Raw genomic sequence first — 22,026 nt, 5'->3', positions numbered from 1 at the left:
CTTTAACTGATCGGCATTAGCGCCTAAGGCGCTTTTTTTGTGCCTGTGGTTTTAGATCTTCTTTCTTCTTTCTTCTTTGTTCTCTCTTCTATACAGGTATATACAGTACTTTTCTGCAAAAACCAGTGTATACACCTGTATAAAGCTCACATTTATTCAACTTATGATACAAAACAGCAGATTCATTCAAATTTAATTTATCGAATACTTTCAATGATTTAATCATTTACCATCCATAACCTCAGACGAAATCGTCCAATAATCCCGCAAAAAACGCTTGATCTTATAAGCAACTAAAACTACTGTATACACATACAGCATGTATATAAGGACAGCAAAATGATTCAAGCACACGTTAAAGCACAACACTCTAGCCCGCTAGTTCACTGCGCATTTACATCAGTTTCTCGTAAAAGCAAAAATTCAAACGAGGAAGCGTTGTTTGCAAGAATGGCGTTGCTGTCCAATCAACATCAGTGGTTACTGTTTACGGCTCAAACACCAAGACCATCGGCTAAGCAGCTTAAGCAACATAATGTTTGCTGCGACCGCGTTATTCATATGAAAGCCTCTCATCAAATGACTGAGGTAGAGACTGTCGAGAAAGCAATCCGCTCTAAGAATGCGAGCGCGATTGTTGCAAGTGCATCGATTGATCAGTTCAGCCAACAGTACCTAAGAACATTAGGGTTACGCTTTCAATGTGAAGTCTTCTTTATGGATGCAAATTCAGAGCGTATTCACTAAGCCACCTTGCTTAATAACATGTTGGCTTAATAACATTTTGGCTCAAAAACATGGTCCACAAACATAGCTTAATCTTTTAGCTAACAAACTTAATTTAACTTAAGAAACAATTCGCCAAAACACAGTCCAAACATACTGCCTTCCCCTGCCCTACAATTCGCCCATTTTTTAGCGGATTGTTAGGCGGGGGTTTTTATTTAAACAACAGATTTAGCAATCGTTTGCTTTTTCTCTGGAAGCAAATAGTAGATTGGGTATAATGCCCGTCTAATCATGTGCACACCGCACTTCTCTGTATGACGTTTGATAAAAGATAGGAATGTCTAAATGAGCCTTGCTGATCAAGTTCTTGCCGTAAATGATGACCTACCAATCCGTACTGATAAACCTGTCCACAGTGGCAAGGTTCGTTCGGTCTACTGGTTAACTGAAGAAGATAGCCAACGACTAATTAAAGAGAAAGGCTACGATGTAGCACCCGATGCGCCTTTAGCAATCATGGTGATCAGTGACCGTATCTCTGCATTTGATTGTATCTGGCGTGGTGAAGGGAATCTTAAAGGTGTTCCAGGTAAGGGAGCGGCTCTGAATGCTATCTCTAACCACTGGTTCAAATTGTTTAAAGACAACGGACTTGCTGACAGTCATATTCTTGATATCCCTCACCCGTTCGTATGGATTGTACAAAAAGCTCGCCCAGTCATGATCGAAGCGATTTGTCGTCAATACATCACTGGTTCAATGTGGCGTGCATACGCAAACGGCGAACGTGAATTCTGTGGTATCGAGATGCCTGAAGGCCTTGAGAAAGACAAGAAGTTGCCTGAGCTACTGATCACGCCTTCAACAAAAGGGATTCTGAAAGGTATTCCTGGCGTTCCAGAAGCTGACGATGTGAACATCACACGCAACAACATCGAAGATAACTTCGCAGCATTCAACTTTACTCAAGCAAGCGACATCGCGCATTACGAAAAACTTCTTAAAGAAGGCTTCAACGTAATCAGCCAAGCGCTAGCAAAAGTAGACCAAACCTTTGTTGATACCAAATTTGAGTTTGGCTACGTCAACGATGCTCAAGGCAAAGAAAAGCTTATCTACATGGACGAAGTCGGTACTCCAGATTCATCTCGCATTTGGGATACTCAGGAATATAACAACGGCAACATCGTTGAGAATTCAAAAGAAGGCTTCCGTCAGTTCTTGCTTAACTACTTCCCTGATGCCGACATTCTTTTGAATAAAGAGCGTATGCCAGAACGTGAAGCATTGGCTCGTGACAATGAACTTCCACTGGATTCTCTAATGTCTCTGTCTCGCACTTACCTTGATATCGCAGCGAAAATCACAGGTGCGGAGATCGTACTGAGCGAAAATCCTAAGCAAGAGATCATCGATGTACTGCGCGCTGACTATGGTCTAATCGACTAGTCGCTTAATTGCTAATTGCTAATTGCTTAATTGCTTAATTGCTTAATCGCTTAATCTCAAAATAAAAAGCTCGAAAGCTAATAAGCTCGTAGACTCAAGTTTTAGATACTAAAAGGGCCTCAATATTTGAGGCCCTTTTTACGTGTACGTTTTTACTATTCCTCGAGAGAGATTATAGGCGAGCTGAAGTTACAGCTTAATCGTGAACTCTTCTCCAGAATTACCCGCAATCACTAAATGACTGCGCGATTCAATATACTCGATCTGCTCTTCTTCAAGTGAATATGGCATCACCACTTTGAGCTCATTGATCCCTTCCAGCTTAGCGAGCTTGAGTAAGGTAACAATGTTCGACTCATCACTTTTACGCGTCGACATTGATTTCAATGCCATCTGCCATAAACGATCCTCTGGGGTGCCCAACTCTTTAATGCTATCTCGCCAGACGGTACTGAACACTGGCGCAATTGTGGTGAGTGCTTCCAGAAAAGTCCATTTTTTACTGCATGAGGCGCCAAGAAATGTTGTGTAATCGAACTCTACACGCGTCTCTTCCTGTTTATCCATGATGTCCCCCGACACTTTGGCAACACAATATACTCAATATCTATCAACTCTTTCTTTATAGCAATAGGATATAGAAGAATAGTCTTTTATGACCTTTTGATTGGTTAAAAAGGAATATAAAAATCAAACTTGTAACAAAATAAGCACTGAAAAATCATATATGCATCTATTTGATTAATATTTTAGAGATAAAACTTATCCATCTATTTGATATCAATTATTCGACTCGCTTTTTTGAACTGAATACGCCAACCAGACCATGTCGGTAGCTCCCAACGTTTTGGCGATAACTTTCGGCTACCCGACTGATAATGGACGTAAATCAGCTTTCTTGCGGGCAAGTATTCAACATCGAGTTGCAAGTCGGCAAGGCTCAATGCAAACGGGTATTTTTCCGAAAATTCTGAGTAGAGCCAAGTTGGAATGCCATCGAACGGTATGTCTGCATGATCGAACATTTCCAATTCGCTGACATCAGTAACACCTAGTACTTCAAGCTGCTCTATAAACCATAGCTCAAAGTTAATGTTCTCAATTTCTGGTGTGTATTTAGTTTGTTCATCGAGACCAAGTTTCACATACAACTGCCAGTGTTTGATTTCTTGAGTGCGAGCCTTTGCAAAACCGGGAAGCTGCTCTCCATTTAACACAAGGTCGACGATAGGTTTTAACGATAGTTGCCCTTCAGCGGCGACGAGTTTGGTTGTAATCGTGCGGCCTGCGTACACCAATGCCATCTCGGTAAAAACACCATCATCATTCACAACGGTTTCGCCTTGCTCCCACTCTCCTAGTTCAGCATCAATGAGAAGCTCAAGAGGAATGGGTGTCGTGACCGTCGCTAAGGTCAGTGTTTGCTTAACGCCTCTTCCCGGCAAGCTGTGAGTATCCAACACCAACATCGCTTGTGCATTATCAGGGAAACGGTTCTGACGACCGAGCACCACTTCTAAAACACCATTGGCAAAGGCTTCTTTCCTTTTCAGTCGGCGCACAAACACCAGTTCAGGATGCAGATTCACAATGGTCTTGAGCAATTCAATGCGTTGGAAACGTGACGCGACTTCTAGCTGAGGAAGTTCAAATACCTCCCGCATTTGCTTCGCCAATCCTTGAGCTTCATTCAGAGCCTGTTGGTCGATGTCTAAATGCGGATATTCTCGACCGCGCACAATCTGAATCAACAGGCTTAAATCACACCCTTCCTTCTCTTGTTGCGCGAGCGCTTCAAGATGTTCTGCATTGTTTGGTAACTGATACAAGCGAGCAGGAACGGACAGCGCCGCAGTGAGATCAACCATCGCCTCTTTTAATGCTTTGGTTTTGATTCGAGTAACGATATCGGCATACAAAGCATCAATCGGCAACGGATACAGCTTTTTACCATGCTCGGTAACTTGATGGTCGGCGTTAATCGCTTCCATCGTCAGCAAGGTTTGAGTTGCACTGTTGAGTGATTTCTCTGGAATAGGGTCAAGGAAGGACAAGCTCTCAAGCGGAGATCCACAACATGCTGCGGCCAACATAGGTTCAGTCAGCTCTTCACGCTGCAATTCAGGCGGTGTGACTAACTCTAACGCCGCATGCTCACCATATAGACGCACGCAAACGCCATCCATTACCCTACCCGCGCGGCCAGCTCGCTGTTTGGCACTCGCTCGTGATATGGATTTAAGCATCAGTGTGGTTCTGCCATTACGCTGAACGGTGCGTCTCTCTAATCCTGAATCTATCACCACGCCAATGTCAGGAATGGTTAATGAGGTTTCTGCAACGTTGGTCGCAAGGATGACCTTTCTCAAACCATTACCTTCAGTATTGATATTACGACCCGATAACGCTGAATCTCGCTCTTTATCACTGACCGACGCATGCAATTTAACAACTTGGATATCTGGATTTTTCGCTAAGGCTTGTTCGCATTGCACGATCTCTTTTTTACCCGGTAGAAAAACCAACATATCGCCAGAAGAAGCGATCAACTGATGATTCACTTCTTCCACGATGCGCTGCCCTAGATGTCGACTATCAGGCAGTGTTCTGGATTCATTCGCTCTGTGCTCAATCTCAACTTGATAGGTTCGCCCTTCACAGCTTATGCGATTCGCATCCAAATAATGAGCAAGGCGTTCACCCTCAATGGTTGCTGAAGTGATCACCAAACGATGACTCGCTTTTTGTTTCAGAATCGCCACCAGCAGATCAATGTCCCAGCGCCTCTCGTGAAACTCATCCACCACGATCACATCAAAACTAGCTAATCCATCTTCTGATAACCAACGCAGCGCGATACCGGGCGTCACAAAAACAACGTTAGTTTGCTCGTTGTATTCCGACTCAAGCTTAATCGCATAGCCCACTTTGCTACCCAACTTCTCGCCTGATCGCTGCGCGAGATATTTAGCCAGTGATGTACACGCGATGCGTCTTGGCTCCACCACTAACACTCGTCCATGTTGAGAGGCCCAAAGTGGCAGGCGCGTTGATTTACCTGATCCGGTTTCCGCCTCTACGACAAGGTGAGAATTAGCGATTTGTTCGTGGAATACGTTTTGATAAGCATCGATGGGAAGTAATGACATAAAATGGCGAGTAGCGAAAAAGTGTGAGCAAAGTATAACGAATTATCGTGTTGAAATTCGATAAGTGTGGGACAGAGGTAAGAATATCATTTTGTTTGCTCAGATCGCGGAGAAACTATTTACAATTGAATAACTAAACCGTTATCATTTTTTAGTTACCCTTTCTCCCATATTAGGCATCCAATGAACAACGATAAACGCCCTCTATATATCCCTTATGCTGGTCCTGCTCTACTAAGTACACCTCTTCTAAACAAAGGCAGCGCATTCTCTGCTGAAGAGCGCAGTTCTTTCAACCTTGAAGGTTTGTTACCGGAAACAACCGAAACAATCCAAGAGCAAGTAGGACGTGCATACAAACAATATTGTAACTTCGAAAGTGATATGGATAAGCATATCTACCTTCGTAACATCCAAGACACTAATGAAACGCTTTTTTATCGTTTAGTTCAAAACCACATCTCTGAAATGATGCCTATCATTTATACGCCAACAGTTGGCGCAGCATGTGAGAACTTCTCAAATATTTACCGTCGTGGCCGTGGTCTGTTTATCTCATACCCGAACCGCGATCGTATCGATGACCTACTGAATAATGCGACAAACCACAACGTTAAAGTTATCGTGGTTACGGATGGTGAGCGTATTCTTGGTTTGGGAGACCAAGGCATCGGTGGTATGGGTATTCCAATTGGTAAGCTAGCACTTTATACAGCTTGTGGCGGTATCAGCCCAGCTTACATGCTACCAATCGTGCTCGATGTGGGTACTAACAACCCTCAACGTCTTGCTGACCCAATGTACATGGGCTGGCGTCATCCTCGTATTACGGGTGCTGACTACGATGCATTCGTTGAAGAGTTCATCCAAGCGGTTCAACGCCGTTGGCCTGATGCATTAGTTCAGTTCGAAGATTTCGCACAAAAGAACGCAATGCCACTGCTTGAGCGCTACAAAGATCGCATCTGTTGTTTCAACGATGATATCCAAGGCACAGCAGCCGTAACGGTTGGTTCTCTACTTGCAGCATGTAAAGCAGCAAACAGCAAACTTTCAGATCAACGCATCACCTTCTTAGGTGCGGGTTCTGCAGGTTGTGGTATTGCTGAAGCTATCATTGCCCAAATGGTGTCTGAAGGTATCAGCGATGCACAAGCTCGCTCTCAAGTTTACATGGTTGACCGTTGGGGTCTGCTACAAGAAGGCATGCAAAACCTGCTTGATTTCCAACAGCGTCTGGTTCAAACCAACGAAAACACCAAAGACTGGGAAAGCGATGGCACTGGTTTCTCTCTACTAGACGTAGTTCGCCACGCGAAACCAACCGTATTGGTTGGTGTGTCTGGTGCTCCAGGTCTATTCAGCAAAGAAGTCATCAAAGAGATGAACCTACACAGTGAACGCCCTATCGTGTTCCCACTGTCGAACCCAACAAGCCGTGTTGAAGCGACGCCAAACGACATTATTCGTTGGACTGATGGCCAAGCACTTGTTGCGACAGGTAGCCCATTTGAGCCAGTCGTTCACAACGGCACAACTTACCCAATCGCTCAGTGTAACAACAGCTACATCTTCCCAGGTATTGGCCTTGGTGTATTGGCTGTGAATGCTTCACGCATCACTGACGAAATGCTAATGGAATCAAGCCGTGCACTTGCTACGTGTTCTCCACTAGCAATCAATGGCACAGGTGCTCTACTTCCACCATTGGAAGAGATCCACACGGTATCTAAGAAAATTGCTCTTGCGGTAGGTAAAAAGGCGATTGAACAGGGCGTTGCTCTAGAGATCACTGAAGAAGCACTGCAACAAGCGATTGACCAGCACTTCTGGCAGCCAGTTTACCGTCGCTACAAGCGCACGGCATTCTAATAAAGCGTACTGCGCTTGGAATAAAGAGCGTTAACGACTCTTATATTAGCCTCTGCAATTGCAGGGGCTTTTTTCTTTAAACTGTCTTGTCTTTTTAACTGATTTTTCTCATTTTTATTTGGTATTATCGAGCACTCAAAAATTAATGCTCAGTGAAAGGACCATACCGAGAGTGAAATTTGATTCTCACATTATCCGTAGCTACATAAAAAAAGCTTACAAAAAACTGCAAGGTTTTCTGTTTGGCGCTTTCCTCGTGTTCTTAGTAGGCAGCGCTGCGGTTATTGCGATCGATTATTGGGTTTCATGGCAAGCGGAAGATCGCATCATCTACGATATAGATGAAGTGCCCGAGCTTGAGGTCGCCGTTGTGCTTGGCACGAGCAAATATTTGGGTCGAACACTCAACGACTATTATAAGCACCGAATCGAAGCCGCGATTGAGCTGTTCGACCGTGAAAAAGTCGACCAGTTTCTGTTAAGTGGTGATAACGCTCATCGCTCTTACAATGAGCCGTGGACGATGAAACGCGACTTGCTGAAAGCGGGTGTACCCGATGAACGCATTAACCTCGATTACGCAGGCTTTAGAACCTTAGACTCGATTGTTCGCGCTAAAAAGATCTTCGACACCGACAACTTCCTGATCATTACTCAGAAATTCCACTGTGAAAGAGCACTATTTATCGCTAATTCTTACGATATTCATGCACAATGTTTAGCGGTTTCAGGCCCTACTCATCATTCAGGCACCTCTATCCGTTTGCGTGAAGTTTTTGCGCGTACCAAAGCCTTCTTAGATTTGTATATTATGGGGACAACGCCAAAGTTCCTTGGACCTAAAGAGCCCATTCAATCGAGTCCAAAACCGGAATCATTTCCGATTCCAAACCCTATGACTGACCCCTCTGTAAACCCTGTTGTAGATCCTACAACAAACCCTATTGCAGACCCAGCAGAGACAGATGTGTAGAAAACTACACATTTTGAATTTGTTGCCTCACATTTCCCCACTGTTACACAAAAACACACCAACACGCCTTTATTAACTTAAGTAACATTCTCCCAACAAAGTCTGACCCTACATCAAGCTATATACCTCGAAAATAATAAGCACGACTCAATGAAGTCGTGCACCAATAAAACGAGGATAACAAAAGGAGCGTCTTATGACGGCACTTGTTACTACACTGAAACACTGGTTGTTTACCCGCAACAGCATGATATTAATTGGTAATTTCACGCTATTTGCAGTTTTGCTCAATACCCTGCCATTCGAAGCGCAAGTGAATACAGGTTTAAGTATTCTCGTGTTCGTTGCCATTCTATGGTTAACAGAAGCTATTCACGTCAGCATCACCGCTTTGCTCGTTCCCCTATTGGCTGTCTTGTTTGGTGTATTCAACACGCCCGCAGCGCTGGCTAACTTTTCAAACCCAATCATCTTCTTATTCATGGGTGGCTTCGCATTGGCAGCCGCACTGAACAAGCAAGAGCTAGATAAAGCGATAGCTGACAAAGTACTGCTGATAGCAAAAGGCAGAATGTCGGTCGCTGTGTTCATGTTGTTCGGTGTGAGTGCAGGTCTATCAATGTGGATCTCAAACACAGCTACCACAGCAATGATGCTTCCTCTTGTTCTTGGCATCATGAACAAGGTTGACCAAAGTGAAGACCGCAACACCTACGTGTTCGTACTACTGGGTATTGCTTACTGTGCTTCAATCGGTGGTATCGCAACCTTGGTTGGTAGCCCACCAAACGCAATTGCGGCGGCAGAAGTTGGCTTGAGCTTCACAGAGTGGATGGCACTTGGCCTACCAATCTCAATGATCTTACTGCCAATCGCGATGATTATTCTTTACGTGATGACTAAGCCGAAGCTTGACCACAAATTCGAGCTAGACCATGCCCCAGTTGAATGGACAAACAGCAAGAAAATCACACTGTCTATCTTCCTTCTAACCGTAACGCTTTGGATATTCGGTAAACCAATCAACGCAATGATTGGCGGATTCTCTAAATTTGATAGCTTGGTAGCGATTGGCGCAATTGTACTGCTTGGCGCTTCTAGAGCGGTGGAATGGAAAGACGTCGAGAAGACAACGGACTGGGGTGTTCTTATCCTGTTCGGTGGCGGTATCTGTTTAAGTAACATTCTGAAAGCGACAGGAACCAGCGTATTCCTAGCACACTCACTAAGCGGATTTTTAGAAACAGCTGGCGTACTGCTTACGATTCTAGCCGTGGTAGCGTTCGTGGTATTCCTAACGGAATTTGCGAGTAACACAGCGAGTGCAGCACTTCTGGTGCCAGTATTCGCAACCATCGCTGAAGCACTTGGTATGTCGCCAGTTATCTTGTCTGCTCTGATCGCTGTCGCTGCATCTTGTGCCTTCATGCTACCAGTAGCGACACCTCCTAACGCAATCGTGTTTGGCTCGGGTCACATCAAGCAGAAAGAGATGATGCGAATCGGTATGGTGTTGAACCTAGTTTGTATCCTAGTTCTGACTCTGTTCGCTTGGATCTTCTGGTAAACACTAACGTTCTATAAGCGCATGCTTACAGGAATGCTCCCCTAAACTGGTTGAACTTCCCCCGGTTCAACCAAGACAAAAATGCCCGTTCAGCGTAAGCAAGCACTGAACGGGCATATAAAAACAAGAAACGCTTTCCCTTTTGGTGGCCCCGCGCCACCTTTTTTGTTTTGGCTTTTGGGAGAAGAACCATAAAAACGCCACACGTCACATATGCACGTGTGGCTTATAAACTCATCAAAACAATTTTCAGATTAGTGACTCAAGATCACCTGGTTTCGACCTGAATGCTTTGCTTGATATAAAGCTTCATCAGCGCGAGCAATGGTCTCTGTCACTCGCTCTTGCTTCATCTCGGCAACACCGATACTGCATGTCAGCGGATCGCCATGAACCCAAAGGTGCTGGCTAACCAATAATCGAATGCGTTCAGCTTTTATCTGCGCCTCTCCGGCTTCGGTCTCAGGGCAAAAAACAATGAACTCTTCACCACCCCATCTCACCAACTTGTCGGTAGCGCTGATCGAACTGCCCACCACCATGCTGAACTCGCGTAAAATATGGTCACCCATTTGATGTCCGTACTTGTCATTGACACTCTTGAAGTAGTCGATATCGAGATACAACATACCCAGCTTGCCATGTCCTTGCTTCACATGTTGTGACTGCATTTTCAACCAATCACGAATCGCGTGGCGGTTTAGTATTCCGGTTAACTCATCACGATGGGCCATCTCTGAAAATTCAAAATTCTGTTCTCTCAGTGCGCGATTGACGTTCTTTAAGTGGTGATGTCTTTTCTCTGCGATCACCATGCGTTTTCTTGAACGGTTTAACTCTGACAGCAAGAATACGGTGCCCGTCCCCACCCACACAAACAGTAGGATCATGAACAAGCTTTCTGCGGTGATATACGAACCTTCGAACTCAATACTGCGGATGACGATTCTGTGGTGACCGAGTTTCGCTCCAGACGCAGTAGCAAACTCAACCATATTCACATTCGAAAATTCAGGGGCCGAATGCTCTAACGCAATGTCGTTGTCAGCCAGCCACCATGTCATCACTTGCAGATTTTTGATCGGGATTTCAATCACACCACCATCGATTCCTGGAGAAAACTCCATCCCATTGTACTTGTGCGTGTACTCGTCATCAGGAACTGAATAAGCAGGGTTGTAGTTACGTAGATAGGTTCTCAAACGGCCACTAGAGTCAGCCTCCGCATGGTAATCAATGTTGACTCTAAAGGTGTGGTACTGAGAAAGGTCAAGGCCCGAGGTGATGTCAGGGTTGATACGAATCGACAGCCCACAGTAAGGCCACGGATACTCAGATTCTTTAAGTTCACAATCGAGAGTGTACTGTCCATTTTCATAGGATAACTGGGACGTACTGACTCCCCTATCAACTTGATCACTGGTCGCGATAAATTCATATTTATCAGGGGTAATTGCCGTTATCACACGATTTCCGCTCACACGGTAATACTGCACAATGGCAAGCGTTGCGATAACTAGAAAGATAACAATCTTATGGATCCACTTCACGTCTAAGCTTCCTGCTTAATATCCCTATAGTTGGGATTTCACGATAAAAAACAAGTTAGATAAATTAGTGATCTTAATACCAATAAATCACTAAAAAACGTTATATCACGCCCGAACAAAATGTCATACTATATTTTTATGCATGTATTTGCCGTTAATTATTCACGGCGAGAATCAAGTAATATTGCGTATAAAAACAGGCTCTATTTGTTATACTCATCGCATAATCATCGTTAACCGTACTGCCTGCTCACAGCGCAATCGAGTCGACGAAATAATAATCAAAATACAACGAGTAATGTCATGTCTTTATTAGCAAAAGGAACACTCAAAAAGATGAGTGCTTCCCTTGATGGCGCGGTTACCTACCGTTTGCCTGTAGGCGAAGAGTTTGTAGAGCTAAACCCTCTGATTGGTAAAACCATCAACCTCACTCACACTGGCAACATTTTTTGCTGCTCATGTGGGAAGAAAACCAAAAAGAGCTACTCTCAAGGCCACTGTTTTGTGTGCATGAAAAAGCTAGCAAGCTGCGATATGTGCATCATGAAACCAGAGACTTGTCACTACGATGAAGGCACGTGTCGCGAGCCTCAATGGGGTGAAGAGAACTGCATGGTTGATCACTTCGTTTACCTATCGAACACATCTAGCCTTAAGGTTGGTATCACGCGTCATACTCAAATCCCTACCCGTTGGATTGATCAAGGTGCGACTCAAGGCCTACCTATCTTGAAGGTAAAAACTCGTCAGATTTCTGGCCTGATTGAAGTTGAATTGGCAAAACACATCGCCGACAAAACCAACTGGCGCACGCTGCTAAAAGGCGATGGCGACGATATGGAATTGGTCGAGAAAGCCAAAGAACTGTTGCCATTGGTTGAGGATAAAATCCAAGAGATCCGAGCTAAATTTGGTGACGATGCGATCGAAATTCTGAGTGAGAACATCACTTCATTGAGCTACCCAGTTGAACAGCACCCAGTGAAGATTGTGTCGCACAACTTCGATAAGAACCCTGAAGTATCTGGTGTGCTGCAAGGTATTAAAGGCCAATACCTAATCTTAGATACGGGCGTGATTAACATCCGTAAATTTGGCTCTTACGAAGTGGAAGTGTCTGCATAACTTGTAGAACTTAAACGTTTCTTATAGTTAGAAGCGCTTAGTGAATAGCCAAAAAATAAAATGCCCTCAAGTGATGACTTGAGGGCATTTTTCGTTGTCGATCCTATTCGCTTTCGATGACGATTTTAGGCGTTAGAGCGCAACCACATCTCCGTCTACACAATTCTTGCCGTTGGCTTTCGCGCGATAGAGAGATTGATCGGTTAAATTCACGAGTGCATCAATCGTGACACCGTCTTCACAGGCTTGGCTATCACTGATTCCGATACTGACACTCGAATTAAATCGTAACTGTTCATCGATTCTGAATTCAACTTGATTGAACTGTTGGCGAATCTCTTCTGACACTTCGTGTGCTGTTTCAAGAGACGTGTTTGGGATAAATATAATGAACTCTTCGCCACCCCAACGGCCTGCGACTCCGCCGGCTTTCTCGGCACTGCGCTTGGTAATATTAGCCAAAGCACAAATGACCTCATCACCGACCATATGACCGTAAGTGTCATTAATCGACTTAAAATCATCGATATCTAGCAGCATACAAACAAGGTAGTTTTTAGAGGACATGTGCTCTCTCAACCACTCATAAATCGCTCTGCGGTTAAGTAAGTCGGTCATTTCATCGAAGTTCGCTTGGTGTACCAACTGCTTTTCCAGCATCACCTTTTGAGTCACATCTTCGAGCACAACCTGAACGGCTGGCTGACCTTTCCAAGTAATCGCATTGTCGTAAATATTGAAGAACCGATGAACGCCGTCAAAGCCAATGTTTTCAACCACGGTACTAGTACCTGACAACTCCCCTGATACGATCGCGTGATAGTGCTTGCTGATACCATCGGCATTCTGTTTTGGTACCAGTTCAAGGATAGAGTCCAGCTCTAATACTTGCTCGATGGAAGCCGCGCCTTGCATGTTGACCCAAGATTGATTAACCATCAGCGGCTTGAAATCTCGGTGAACCAAGATGCCCTGCCCGGATTGCATGATCATGTCGTGATACATCTTATCTTGCTCAAGCACCGCATTTTGCAGCTGAATCGCTGGGGAAAGATCGATAACCGTGACTTGCAGTGCAGGTCTTCCCTGCCACTCCGTCACATGGTCGATAGAAAACACGGTGAACTCTCTGCCATTACGATCAACATTGGTATAGGTGTGAACCTGAGGGTCGCGTTGACCACTGACCGTTTCAAGGTAATTTTGATAAGCTAAAACATGGTAATCTTCTGAGATTAAATCTAGAAAGCTATCGATATTAGAAACTAGTTCTTCGGGCGATTGGTATCCATAGATGCGAGCATAGTTAGCGTCAACACTCACTACATTCATATCTTGAATAGTTATTACACCGTACGTGGATTCGAAATTTATTGAAGACATTGCCAACTCCGCACTCTAGCTACACTTCATGAACTGGAGCATAACAACAAATCCTGCCAACGCTTCCACAGAATCTATCACGCGTTAGGGACATTAATATGGTATCTAGTATATCGTACTGTTGCGAGCTTCTCTACAATTCAATCGCTAACACCAGTTATCAAAAGTAGACAAGTCTCTCATTCCTATTACTCGCGTCAAAAAACAAAAAAAGATAACGTATATCTATGTAAGAATTAGCTTTTCTGTTTTCGACCTTAAAGTAGGTAGCTAGCGCTAATCACGACTCTTTTCAATTCCGTTCATTATTCACTTCTAGCATTTTGGCTGTTTGCTTAAAACCTCGTCGGTTATTCATTCCAATCGGAAAAATAAGACACTAAGAAGTCGATAGCCAGCCTTGCTCTCTGTGGAACAAAGCGACGGTTTTGATATACGATCCAACTGCTTGTACCTGCTCCCCAATATTCTTCTAGCACTGGAACGAGCTTTCCATTAGTCAGGCCGCCATTGAAACTGCTTTTGGGAAGGTAGACAACACCAAGCCCCTCTTCACAAGCTTTCAGTACTGCACTCGAATTGTTACTGCGCCAGCGCCCATGCACTCGCACTGCATTTAACGGTTTGCCCTCTTTCTCAAATAGCCACTGATCACTGTTGGCGATAATGCAGCTGTGCATTTTCAACTGCTCAGGGTGATTGGGCGTACCAAATTGCTCTATATAGTCTTTACTGGCTGCGGCCGCCATTGGGCGATCGACGAGCTTTCTTGCCACCAAACCTGAATCGTCCAATCGGCCGTAACGAATAGCGAAGTCGATACCATCTTCGATGAAGTTAACCATCTTGGTATTGAAATTCATTTCTATGGTGAGCTCAGGATGCTCTTTAGCAAACTCCATCAGCGCCGCCGCGACATGATTTTCTGCAAACGCGCCTGCCGCACTCACACGCAAAGTACCGCTAAGCTGAGTCTGCTGAGAAGTCACTTGCTCGTTCGCTTGCTGAAGCCCAATGACCAAATCTCTACACTGCTGATAATAGGTGTGACCCGATTCAGTCAGGCTAACCATCCGTGTTGAACGCGCAAGCAGGGCCACTCCCACTCTCTCTTCCAACCTTGAAACCTGCCGACTCACATGGCTGGTACTGCAACCTAGCTGTTTAGCGGCTGCTGAAAAGCCGTGGCATTCGGCGACCGCAACAAATTCATTAATCCCTTCAAAGCTATCCATACTTAATCTACTCGCATTCTATCTTTGCTATATAGCAACAATGTTTTGCCTGTTTCGTATATTATCACCTAATCAGTTTAGAACTAGTATTAGATACAACAAGGCGGCGATAGCTAAGTAACAACGCGATACCTAGCGCCTAACGAAAAGCTTCAGTGCTTAACGAAAAGCGTCAGCACCTAAATAAAAAAAACAGCAGCTCAAAGGGACGAATCATGAAAAAAATACTAATACCTGTAACTAACCACGCAACACTAGGCGATACAGATCAAGCGAATGGTACTTATGCGCCTGAACTGACTCATGCTCTCAAAGAGATCATTGCTGCGGGTTTTGAGTACGACATCGCTTCTATCAAGGGTGGTAAAGGCCCATTGTACGGAACCGATATTGAAGGGGATTCAGTAAACGCTGAGATCTTGGCTGATGATGACTTCCAAAACCGCATCAACAATACGATTCCTGTAAACCAAATTAATGCAGAAAGCTACGATGCTATCTTCTACCCAGGTGGTTTCGGTTTGCTTTCAGACCTAGCAACCAACGAGCAATTCGCTGCTATTGCGGCTAAGCATTACGAAGATGGTGGTGTGATTGCGTCAGTATGTCACGGCCCTGCGGCGCTGCTTCCGATTGTTTTAAGCAACGGCGAGAAGCTACTAAGCTCTAAATCGGTGACTGGCTTTACACGTGAAGAAGAGATCGACTTTGGCACCATCAACGACATTCCGTTCCTACTGGAAGAGTCTCTTGCTCGCAGCGCAGCGCGTTTCAACAAGGTTCAACCTTGGCAAGAGCTTGTGATTGTTGATGAGCGAGTGATTACTGGCCAAAACCCAACCAGCGCGCACGCTGTAGGTGCAACTCTGGTTAAGCACCTGTCTTAGTTAAATCAAGGGCTTATTCGAATAACTGGCGTTGATCAAATAAGCTCAATCAAATAAAAAGAGCATGCTTCCTACTCAATACTCTTGAGAGAAGCATGCTCTTTTTTCGATCTAAAGGCACAAACAGCAAAGGCAAGTGACTTCTTATTAATTACTTCTTGCTAATGGCTTCTCGCTAATTACTTCGCAAGATCCCTTCAAGCACATTGAACAGCAAGTCGATCTCTTCAATCGAGTTGTAATGCATACAACCAATACGCACCACGCCCTGCTCTTCAATACCCAACTGTTTCACCAAACCTAATGCGTAGAAATGTCCGTTCCACACACAGATATTATGTTCACCCAGCTTCTTGGCGATGAACTCTGGAGAATGGTTTTCAAAGGTAACCGCAAAGGTTGGCGTTCTTAGGTTCGAATCAAACTCTGTTTTCCCGTAAAGCTTTGCCCCTTCAAGATCAGACAAGCGTTTAAGGAAGTACTCACTGAGCTGGCTTTCATGCTTATTATAAAGCGCGTAGCTTTGCTCTAAACGAGAACGCAATGAGTCGGTTGGCTCACCGAATTGCGCCAAGTAATCTACCGCCGCAATCACACCTGCAAGGCCTTCAAAGCTTTGCGTACCTGTTTCAAAACGGCCTGGGCCAATATTGGTTGCAGGCTCAACCTTGTAAGGCTTTAACGTGTGTAGCCATTGAGGTGCAACATAAGCAATGCCCACATGCGGGCCGAAGAATTTATACGCTGAACACGCTAAGAAATCACAATTCAGCTGCTGAACATCGATCAAGTGATGTGGCGCGTAATGAACGGCATCGACATAAACCTGCGCACCATGCTGATGTGCAAGCTCAATAACTTTTGCCATGTCGACAATAGAGCCAGTCGTGTTCGAAGCAAACGTCACCGCGACAAGCTTGGTTTTCTCGTTAAGCAGCGATTCAAAATGCGCCATATCCAAACTGCAATCCGACTCGTCTACACGAACTTGGCGAACAATCGCGCCTTTGTCGTCTGCCGCTTGCTGCCAGCTCGATACATTTGAGTAATGGTCTAACGCCGTGACGATAACTTCATCGCCCTCTTTCCAATCGCGGCTGATCGCTCGGCTAAGTTGGAAGGTCAGAGATGTCATGTTCGCGCCGAACACAACGTTGCCAGAAGACTCCGCATTAAGCAGTGCTTGCGCCGCTTCTCGCGCTTGCTGCATTAAGCTTGTGGTCTTTTGGCTAGAAAAATAGTGGCCGCCTAGGTTTGAATTAAAATGCCCTAGGTATTCGGTCATTGAAGCTAAAACATTCTCAGGTACCTGAGAGCCACCCGGCCCATCAAAAAAGGTCACCGGCTTACCGTTATGGTATTGGCCTAGCGCGCTAAACTGCTGGCGCACATCATTAAGAGTGAAGGACATTGCGCGCATCCTTAGCCGTTAGAACAAACACATCCATGTAGCCCATCTCGCCGTGGTCTATGGTACGAATCGGTTGTGCATTGTGCCAAAGCTTACTATCAGCAAGCATTGCCACTTCACCATCGCCTAACACTTTTCTGAAGAACGGTGCTTCGTGGCTATCTTGATAAAGCATCACTTCACCACCCACAATGTTGTGGCGAGTAACACCAATGATCGCGATATGGTCAAAACCGTCCTGGTGAACACCTTCTGGTGCAACTTGAGTTTCTTCAAAAATAGCGGCAATGCGGATTTGATGGATTTCGATTTCTTGTCCGTCTTCAAGCCCGTTGGTTTCAATAAACAATTCACACATCTCTTGCATGCCTTCGCTGCTTAGAATTTGTGCTTCAATCGGCTCGAATTGACGAACAACGTCACCTTGAAAGTGATTAATGTCTTCAGACTGAACAAAGTTATGTTTGTCTAGCTCAACGACTTGTCCATTACTGAATTCAACCACTGAGTACCTTCTCAATCGGAACTGTCCATCCGCATGCTCTGTGCTTGGTAGCTTAGAGAATGAAGGTGACAACTCCTTAACCGCGTGGTTACTGAGGTGGGTAATATGTAGGGTATTTTCGTGAGCATGTAACATCATCGACTCCTTAATGATTGTTAATTAACTTTCGATATTTAACGTTTTATTTACATAAAGGATACTTGAAGATATTGCCAAATCAACATTAAACAATCATTTATCCCGTCAAATTTAATAATTCAGACGCTAAACCCAATCGAGAAATAAAAAGCAGTGTATAACACCAGAATAAAAGATGACCAACTCTTAAAACTAGCACACTCTACTAGCTAGTTATAAATCCCTGAAAATTTAAATTTAACGATATTATTAACTAGCAGGCCAGGTTTCATATTGTATAAGCCCTTACCCTTTAATACGCCAGCCTTCTTGCCTGAGTTCAGGCATCACACTCGCCATCATTCATTTCTATGCTTTTGCACCGCGAAATACGACCTACCTATCAATTGCCAAACTATTGATTATTTACACAACAAACTGAAATTGGTTAATTTATGAGTACGCCAGAAACCAAACGCCTTTGCTTGCGCGTCTGGAACAGGTCGAGTTCGGGGGGAACTCGGCCGCCCTCAAATAGAGTGCTTTCTAATAAAACCTACAATTATAAATGATGCGTTTATTTGGAATATGATGGTCTGCCTTTATGTCCTAACTTAGAATTCGTTAAAAATAGGCGACTATAAAGATTGGGAATGTTCTACACAAAACAGATGAGAGGGTAAGCAAGCTTGAAAGGTTGGTTGCTAAAAGAGCCACCGTTGGTGACATTTACACCAAAAGTCAAAACGAAAATAAGTTAACTAGACTTAAAACGATTCACTTAGAAAATAGGGAATTTAGCTAACACTCAATTTCACTGGACTGATTTTTAAAACCGTTCTTCGAGCGCTTCTGCTGGTACATTCGCTGGTCAGCTAAGCTCAAACACTCAGAAAAATTGACACTTTCAAAACTAGATGCGCTTCCAAAACTGAGGCCAGACTGAGGCCAATCAGCACTGCGAATTTGCTCTTCCACCTGAGTCACTCTAAGCTCAATCTGAGAATAGAGAGCCTCAACTTGTTTCTCTTTATCCACTTTCAACAACCAGATAAATTCGTCGCCACCAGCTCGATAAACCATTCCAAGGTCTGTAAATTTTTCTCGCATCATGCGGCTGGTGTATTCTAAAAAGCGATCCCCTTCATCATGACCATAAGTATCATTAATCGATTTAAGGCCATCACAATCGATGAAGACGATACAATAGGAATGATGTACTAATTGTTTACTCGCATCATTAAAATCCAGCCGGTTTCCAAGCCCCGTTAAACTATCCACCCTCGACTGGATATAGGTTTTCTGATGTTGATGTTGTTGAATCCGCAACCATTCAGTCAGTGACAATAAAATGCAGGTACAATCTATTGCTAATGCAACAACAACGATGACTTCTGTCGATCTCTGAGTCGGCAATGGTGCAAAATGCGCAAAAATGTAATATACCAAAGCCGTGCCATAACAAAGACCACCGATCAAATAATATTTAGCGACAAAGTTTCGTTGATAAACCATCAATACGCCAGTCACTATCATTGTCGGCACCCAGATTGCCGCAATTAAATGGGACATAACAAAAGTCAACGAAAACGGGGCAAAGACATTAATAAACCCGATAATGACACACAGCCAACTAAAGGCCTGAAAGGTAAGATTAATACGAATAAAATGCTGCGGAAATCCAAACAATAATCTTGTGTAATAGCAAGAAAAAGCAACCGCAAACGGAAACAATACCATTCCAAAATAAACTGGGTTCCAGCTTTGGCTTGATAATAAGTACCCCCAAGCGCCTGAAGCGGCGAACCATCCCAGGCCATGTAGCCCAACATAACCAGCACAAGCCAGTGTGACTGGATGTTTAGTTTGAAAGTAACAAAAAAGAGCGAAAACTCCCAACGTTAGCATGACAGTAATAGAAGCTAATGTGAGCGTATTGTTGCGGAAAACGTGAATATAAAATGGATATTCAGGTTGAAGAGTGAAGTTAACTGCCTTTGGAAATTTCTTTGCTTCCAAGTAGAGCCAAAGTGTTCCAGATTCCTCCGCATTCAATATTAACGGGAAGCTTTGCCTATGCAGATGCAAGATACTCTTGTTACTTAATTGGCCAAAATCAAGTATTCGCCTTACTTGACCATTTGTTGATTGCCAGTACCCCCAACCTTGATCCAAATAGTTTGCACGGAGTGTAACTATTTGTTGTGACGACTTGATATCGGAGTTGGCCAAATCAACTCTCAACCCAAACGCCCCTTCACCACCAAATATCGTTTCAATCCTTGGAGAGGATTCAATGTGTTTTTTTAATATGGGAAAATCGACTGGATCAGATAACAAAGGCATTTCATACCATCTTACAGCTTCATTAGCTAACACAGATTGTTCCCCGCTGACCTGCAGCGGAGAAGCAAAAACCGAATTCAGGCACACAATAAACACATTGATAAAAAGGATTAGAATCTGCATAGAGTTCAAATGATTCCGCGCAATATATAAATATCAATAATAACACATACAAAAAAATAACAACTGAGAAACACTCAACAGTTCAAGTATTAACCAACATTACACCTGTTTGTAATCATGCCGTTCATACTAAAAGTGCGTCTTGTGGTCGCTTATCTGCACGCTAATTTTGATGAATTCTTGCAGCGTCTTTTAACGCAAACTTTTTAAAATAAAACATAGGATTCAGGTTCTCTTGTTTTTCTACTCATCAATGTATACGCAAAAAAGTAAATACTGCTATAGAAACACCATGATCAAGAAGGCCCTAAAAGTGAGCAATATGCATAGCTGTTTGCAAGAGCACTTTCCTTGACTTATCGCTATTGATCTAAGACACAGGATTACAAGACCATCATTTAGTTCGGTTATGTTCTAACGTATAACGATTAATTACACTTCTGCCCTTGTTTAACCTTTTATTGCCTCCATATTTTCCATACAATCCTAAGCGATTATAAATTAAAACAAATTCAATTTCGGAGTCCTCATGAGCGACGTAAAGCACTGTAATTTATTGATTCTTGGTTCTGGCCCTGCTGGCTATACAGCTGCAGTTTACGCTGCTCGTGCAAACCTAAACCCAGTACTTGTTACCGGTATGCAGCAAGGTGGTCAGCTTACAACCACAACAGAAGTGGAAAATTGGCCGGGTGATCCTGAAGGTTTAACGGGTCCAGCTTTAATGGATCGCATGAAAGAGCACGCAGAGCGCTTTGAAACAGAGATCCTGTTCGACCACATTAACGAAGTCGACCTTTCAAACCGCCCTTTCCGTCTTAAAGGCGATTCTGGCGAGTACACGTGTGATGCGTTGATCATCTCAACGGGTGCATCAGCTAAGTACCTAGGTTTAGATTCTGAAGAAGCATTCAAAGGCCGTGGCGTTTCTGCTTGTGCAACGTGTGATGGTTTCTTCTACCGCAACCAGAAAGTGGCGGTTGTGGGTGGTGGTAACACCGCTGTTGAAGAAGCACTTTACCTATCTAACATCGCATCTGAAGTTCACCTAGTTCACCGCCGTGACACGTTCCGCGCTGAAAAAATCCTAGTGAAACGTTTAATGGACAAAGTAGAGAACGGCAACATTGTTCTTCACACTGATCGCACGCTAGACGAAGTTCTAGGCGACGACATGGGTGTAACGGGCGTTCGTATTAAAGATACTCAGTCTGACAAAACGGAAGACATCGAAGTAATGGGCGCATTCATTGCTATCGGTCACCAACCAAACACTGAAATCTTCAAAGGCCAAGTAGACATGAAAGATGACTACATCATCGTTCAGTCTGGTCTTGAAGGTAACGCAACACAAACCAGCATCCCAGGCGTGTTCGCTGCAGGTGATGTAATGGACCACAACTACCGCCAAGCAATCACTTCTGCTGGTACAGGTTGTATGGCTGCACTGGATGCTGAACGCTTCCTAGATGGCCTTAACGATAAGTAAATCTGAGATTGCAGATTTGATTATCGGTGCTCTCGCCTCAGTAGATGCAGGGCGTCATCACATTTTGTTGTAAATCCCTAGAGCCCAGTGGTATATCCACTGGGCTTTCTTTT

Annotated in this window: 16 protein-coding genes; 8 read left to right on the top strand and 8 right to left on the bottom strand. The window is 44.1% G+C overall.

The features are described 5' to 3' along the window. Positions 1–339 precede the first annotated feature (339 nt). Both AB4323_RS06555 and AB4323_RS06550 read left to right on the top strand, forming a co-directional pair. Positions 340–747, top strand: a complete 408-nt coding sequence (locus AB4323_RS06555; RefSeq protein WP_017055178.1) for a SulA-like leucine-rich domain-containing protein — start codon at positions 340–342, stop codon at positions 745–747. A 327-nt stretch (positions 748–1,074) separates the two neighbouring features. Continuing rightward, complete coding sequence (locus AB4323_RS06550) at positions 1,075–2,178, top strand: phosphoribosylaminoimidazolesuccinocarboxamide synthase (protein WP_017055177.1); 1,104 nt, start codon at positions 1,075–1,077, stop codon at positions 2,176–2,178. A gap of 189 nt (positions 2,179–2,367) precedes the next feature. Here AB4323_RS06550 and AB4323_RS06545 read toward each other — a convergent pair whose 3' ends face one another. Then, on the bottom strand, positions 2,368–2,745 hold the full coding sequence (locus AB4323_RS06545) for a hypothetical protein (RefSeq protein WP_017059766.1): 378 nt from the start codon (positions 2,743–2,745) through the stop codon (positions 2,368–2,370). A gap of 203 nt (positions 2,746–2,948) precedes the next feature. Further along, the gene (locus AB4323_RS06540; protein WP_372073738.1) at positions 2,949–5,327 is read right to left on the bottom strand and encodes a helicase-related protein; all 2,379 of its coding nucleotides are present in this window, start codon (positions 5,325–5,327) and stop codon (positions 2,949–2,951) included. A gap of 183 nt (positions 5,328–5,510) precedes the next feature. On the opposite strand from AB4323_RS06540, the gene AB4323_RS06535 reads away from it, so the two are divergent. From AB4323_RS06535 to AB4323_RS06525, 3 genes are all read left to right on the top strand, one after another. Beyond that, on the top strand, positions 5,511–7,199 hold the full coding sequence (locus tag AB4323_RS06535) for an NAD-dependent malic enzyme (RefSeq protein ID WP_017059764.1): 1,689 nt from the start codon (positions 5,511–5,513) through the stop codon (positions 7,197–7,199). A 172-nt stretch (positions 7,200–7,371) separates the two neighbouring features. Then, a complete protein-coding gene (locus AB4323_RS06530; protein ID WP_017063589.1) occupies positions 7,372–8,172 on the top strand; it encodes a vancomycin high temperature exclusion protein in 801 nt (266 codons plus the stop codon). A gap of 196 nt (positions 8,173–8,368) precedes the next feature. Continuing rightward, positions 8,369–9,739, top strand: coding sequence for a DASS family sodium-coupled anion symporter (locus tag AB4323_RS06525; RefSeq protein ID WP_048607137.1), 1,371 nt, complete (start codon positions 8,369–8,371; stop codon positions 9,737–9,739). A 254-nt stretch (positions 9,740–9,993) separates the two neighbouring features. Here the strand turns inward: AB4323_RS06525 and AB4323_RS06520 are convergent, their stop codons facing one another. Further along, positions 9,994–11,289, bottom strand: coding sequence for a GGDEF domain-containing protein (locus AB4323_RS06520; protein ID WP_065585186.1), 1,296 nt, complete (start codon positions 11,287–11,289; stop codon positions 9,994–9,996). A 303-nt stretch (positions 11,290–11,592) separates the two neighbouring features. Here AB4323_RS06520 and AB4323_RS06515 point away from each other — a divergent pair, with 303 nt between their 5' ends. Next, the gene (locus AB4323_RS06515; RefSeq protein ID WP_029235797.1) at positions 11,593–12,417 is read left to right on the top strand and encodes a DUF2797 domain-containing protein; all 825 of its coding nucleotides are present in this window, start codon (positions 11,593–11,595) and stop codon (positions 12,415–12,417) included. Between the two features lie 132 nt (positions 12,418–12,549). Here the strand turns inward: AB4323_RS06515 and AB4323_RS06510 are convergent, their stop codons facing one another. Together AB4323_RS06510 and AB4323_RS06505 are read right to left on the bottom strand one after the other, a co-directional pair. Further along, entirely contained in the window at positions 12,550–13,800 is a 1,251-nt protein-coding gene (locus tag AB4323_RS06510) for a diguanylate cyclase (protein ID WP_372151965.1), read from the bottom strand. Positions 13,801–14,150: 350 nt separating this feature from the next. Then, positions 14,151–15,035 carry a LysR family transcriptional regulator gene (locus AB4323_RS06505; protein ID WP_372151963.1) on the bottom strand — a complete coding sequence of 295 codons (885 nt, stop codon included), beginning with the start codon at positions 15,033–15,035 and terminating at the stop codon, positions 14,151–14,153. A 215-nt stretch (positions 15,036–15,250) separates the two neighbouring features. Here AB4323_RS06505 and AB4323_RS06500 point away from each other — a divergent pair, with 215 nt between their 5' ends. Further along, the gene (locus AB4323_RS06500; RefSeq protein ID WP_017063583.1) at positions 15,251–15,922 is read left to right on the top strand and encodes a type 1 glutamine amidotransferase domain-containing protein; all 672 of its coding nucleotides are present in this window, start codon (positions 15,251–15,253) and stop codon (positions 15,920–15,922) included. Positions 15,923–16,097: 175 nt separating this feature from the next. Here the strand turns inward: AB4323_RS06500 and AB4323_RS06495 are convergent, their stop codons facing one another. The 3 genes from AB4323_RS06495 to AB4323_RS06485 form a co-directional block, all read right to left on the bottom strand. Next, on the bottom strand, positions 16,098–17,333 hold the full coding sequence (locus tag AB4323_RS06495) for a cysteine desulfurase-like protein (protein WP_172379683.1): 1,236 nt from the start codon (positions 17,331–17,333) through the stop codon (positions 16,098–16,100). Next, positions 17,317–17,973, bottom strand: a complete 657-nt coding sequence (locus tag AB4323_RS06490; RefSeq protein WP_048607150.1) for a 2OG-Fe dioxygenase family protein — start codon at positions 17,971–17,973, stop codon at positions 17,317–17,319. Before AB4323_RS06490 ends, AB4323_RS06495 begins: the two co-directional genes overlap by 17 nt. A 783-nt stretch (positions 17,974–18,756) precedes the next feature. Further along, positions 18,757–20,424, bottom strand: a complete 1,668-nt coding sequence (locus AB4323_RS06485; protein WP_372151961.1) for a GGDEF domain-containing protein — start codon at positions 20,422–20,424, stop codon at positions 18,757–18,759. Between the two features lie 529 nt (positions 20,425–20,953). Between AB4323_RS06485 and trxB the strand changes: the two genes are divergently transcribed. Beyond that, positions 20,954–21,913 carry a thioredoxin-disulfide reductase gene (gene trxB / locus AB4323_RS06480; RefSeq protein WP_012603688.1) on the top strand — a complete coding sequence of 320 codons (960 nt, stop codon included), beginning with the start codon at positions 20,954–20,956 and terminating at the stop codon, positions 21,911–21,913. Positions 21,914–22,026 lie beyond the last annotated feature (113 nt).

Source organism: Vibrio sp. 10N.261.52.C11 (assembly GCF_041471405.1).
Lineage (GTDB): Bacteria > Pseudomonadota > Gammaproteobacteria > Enterobacterales > Vibrionaceae > Vibrio > Vibrio crassostreae_C.
Note: the sequence above shows the minus strand (reverse complement) of the source record. Positions and strands in the feature narration are given on the sequence as shown.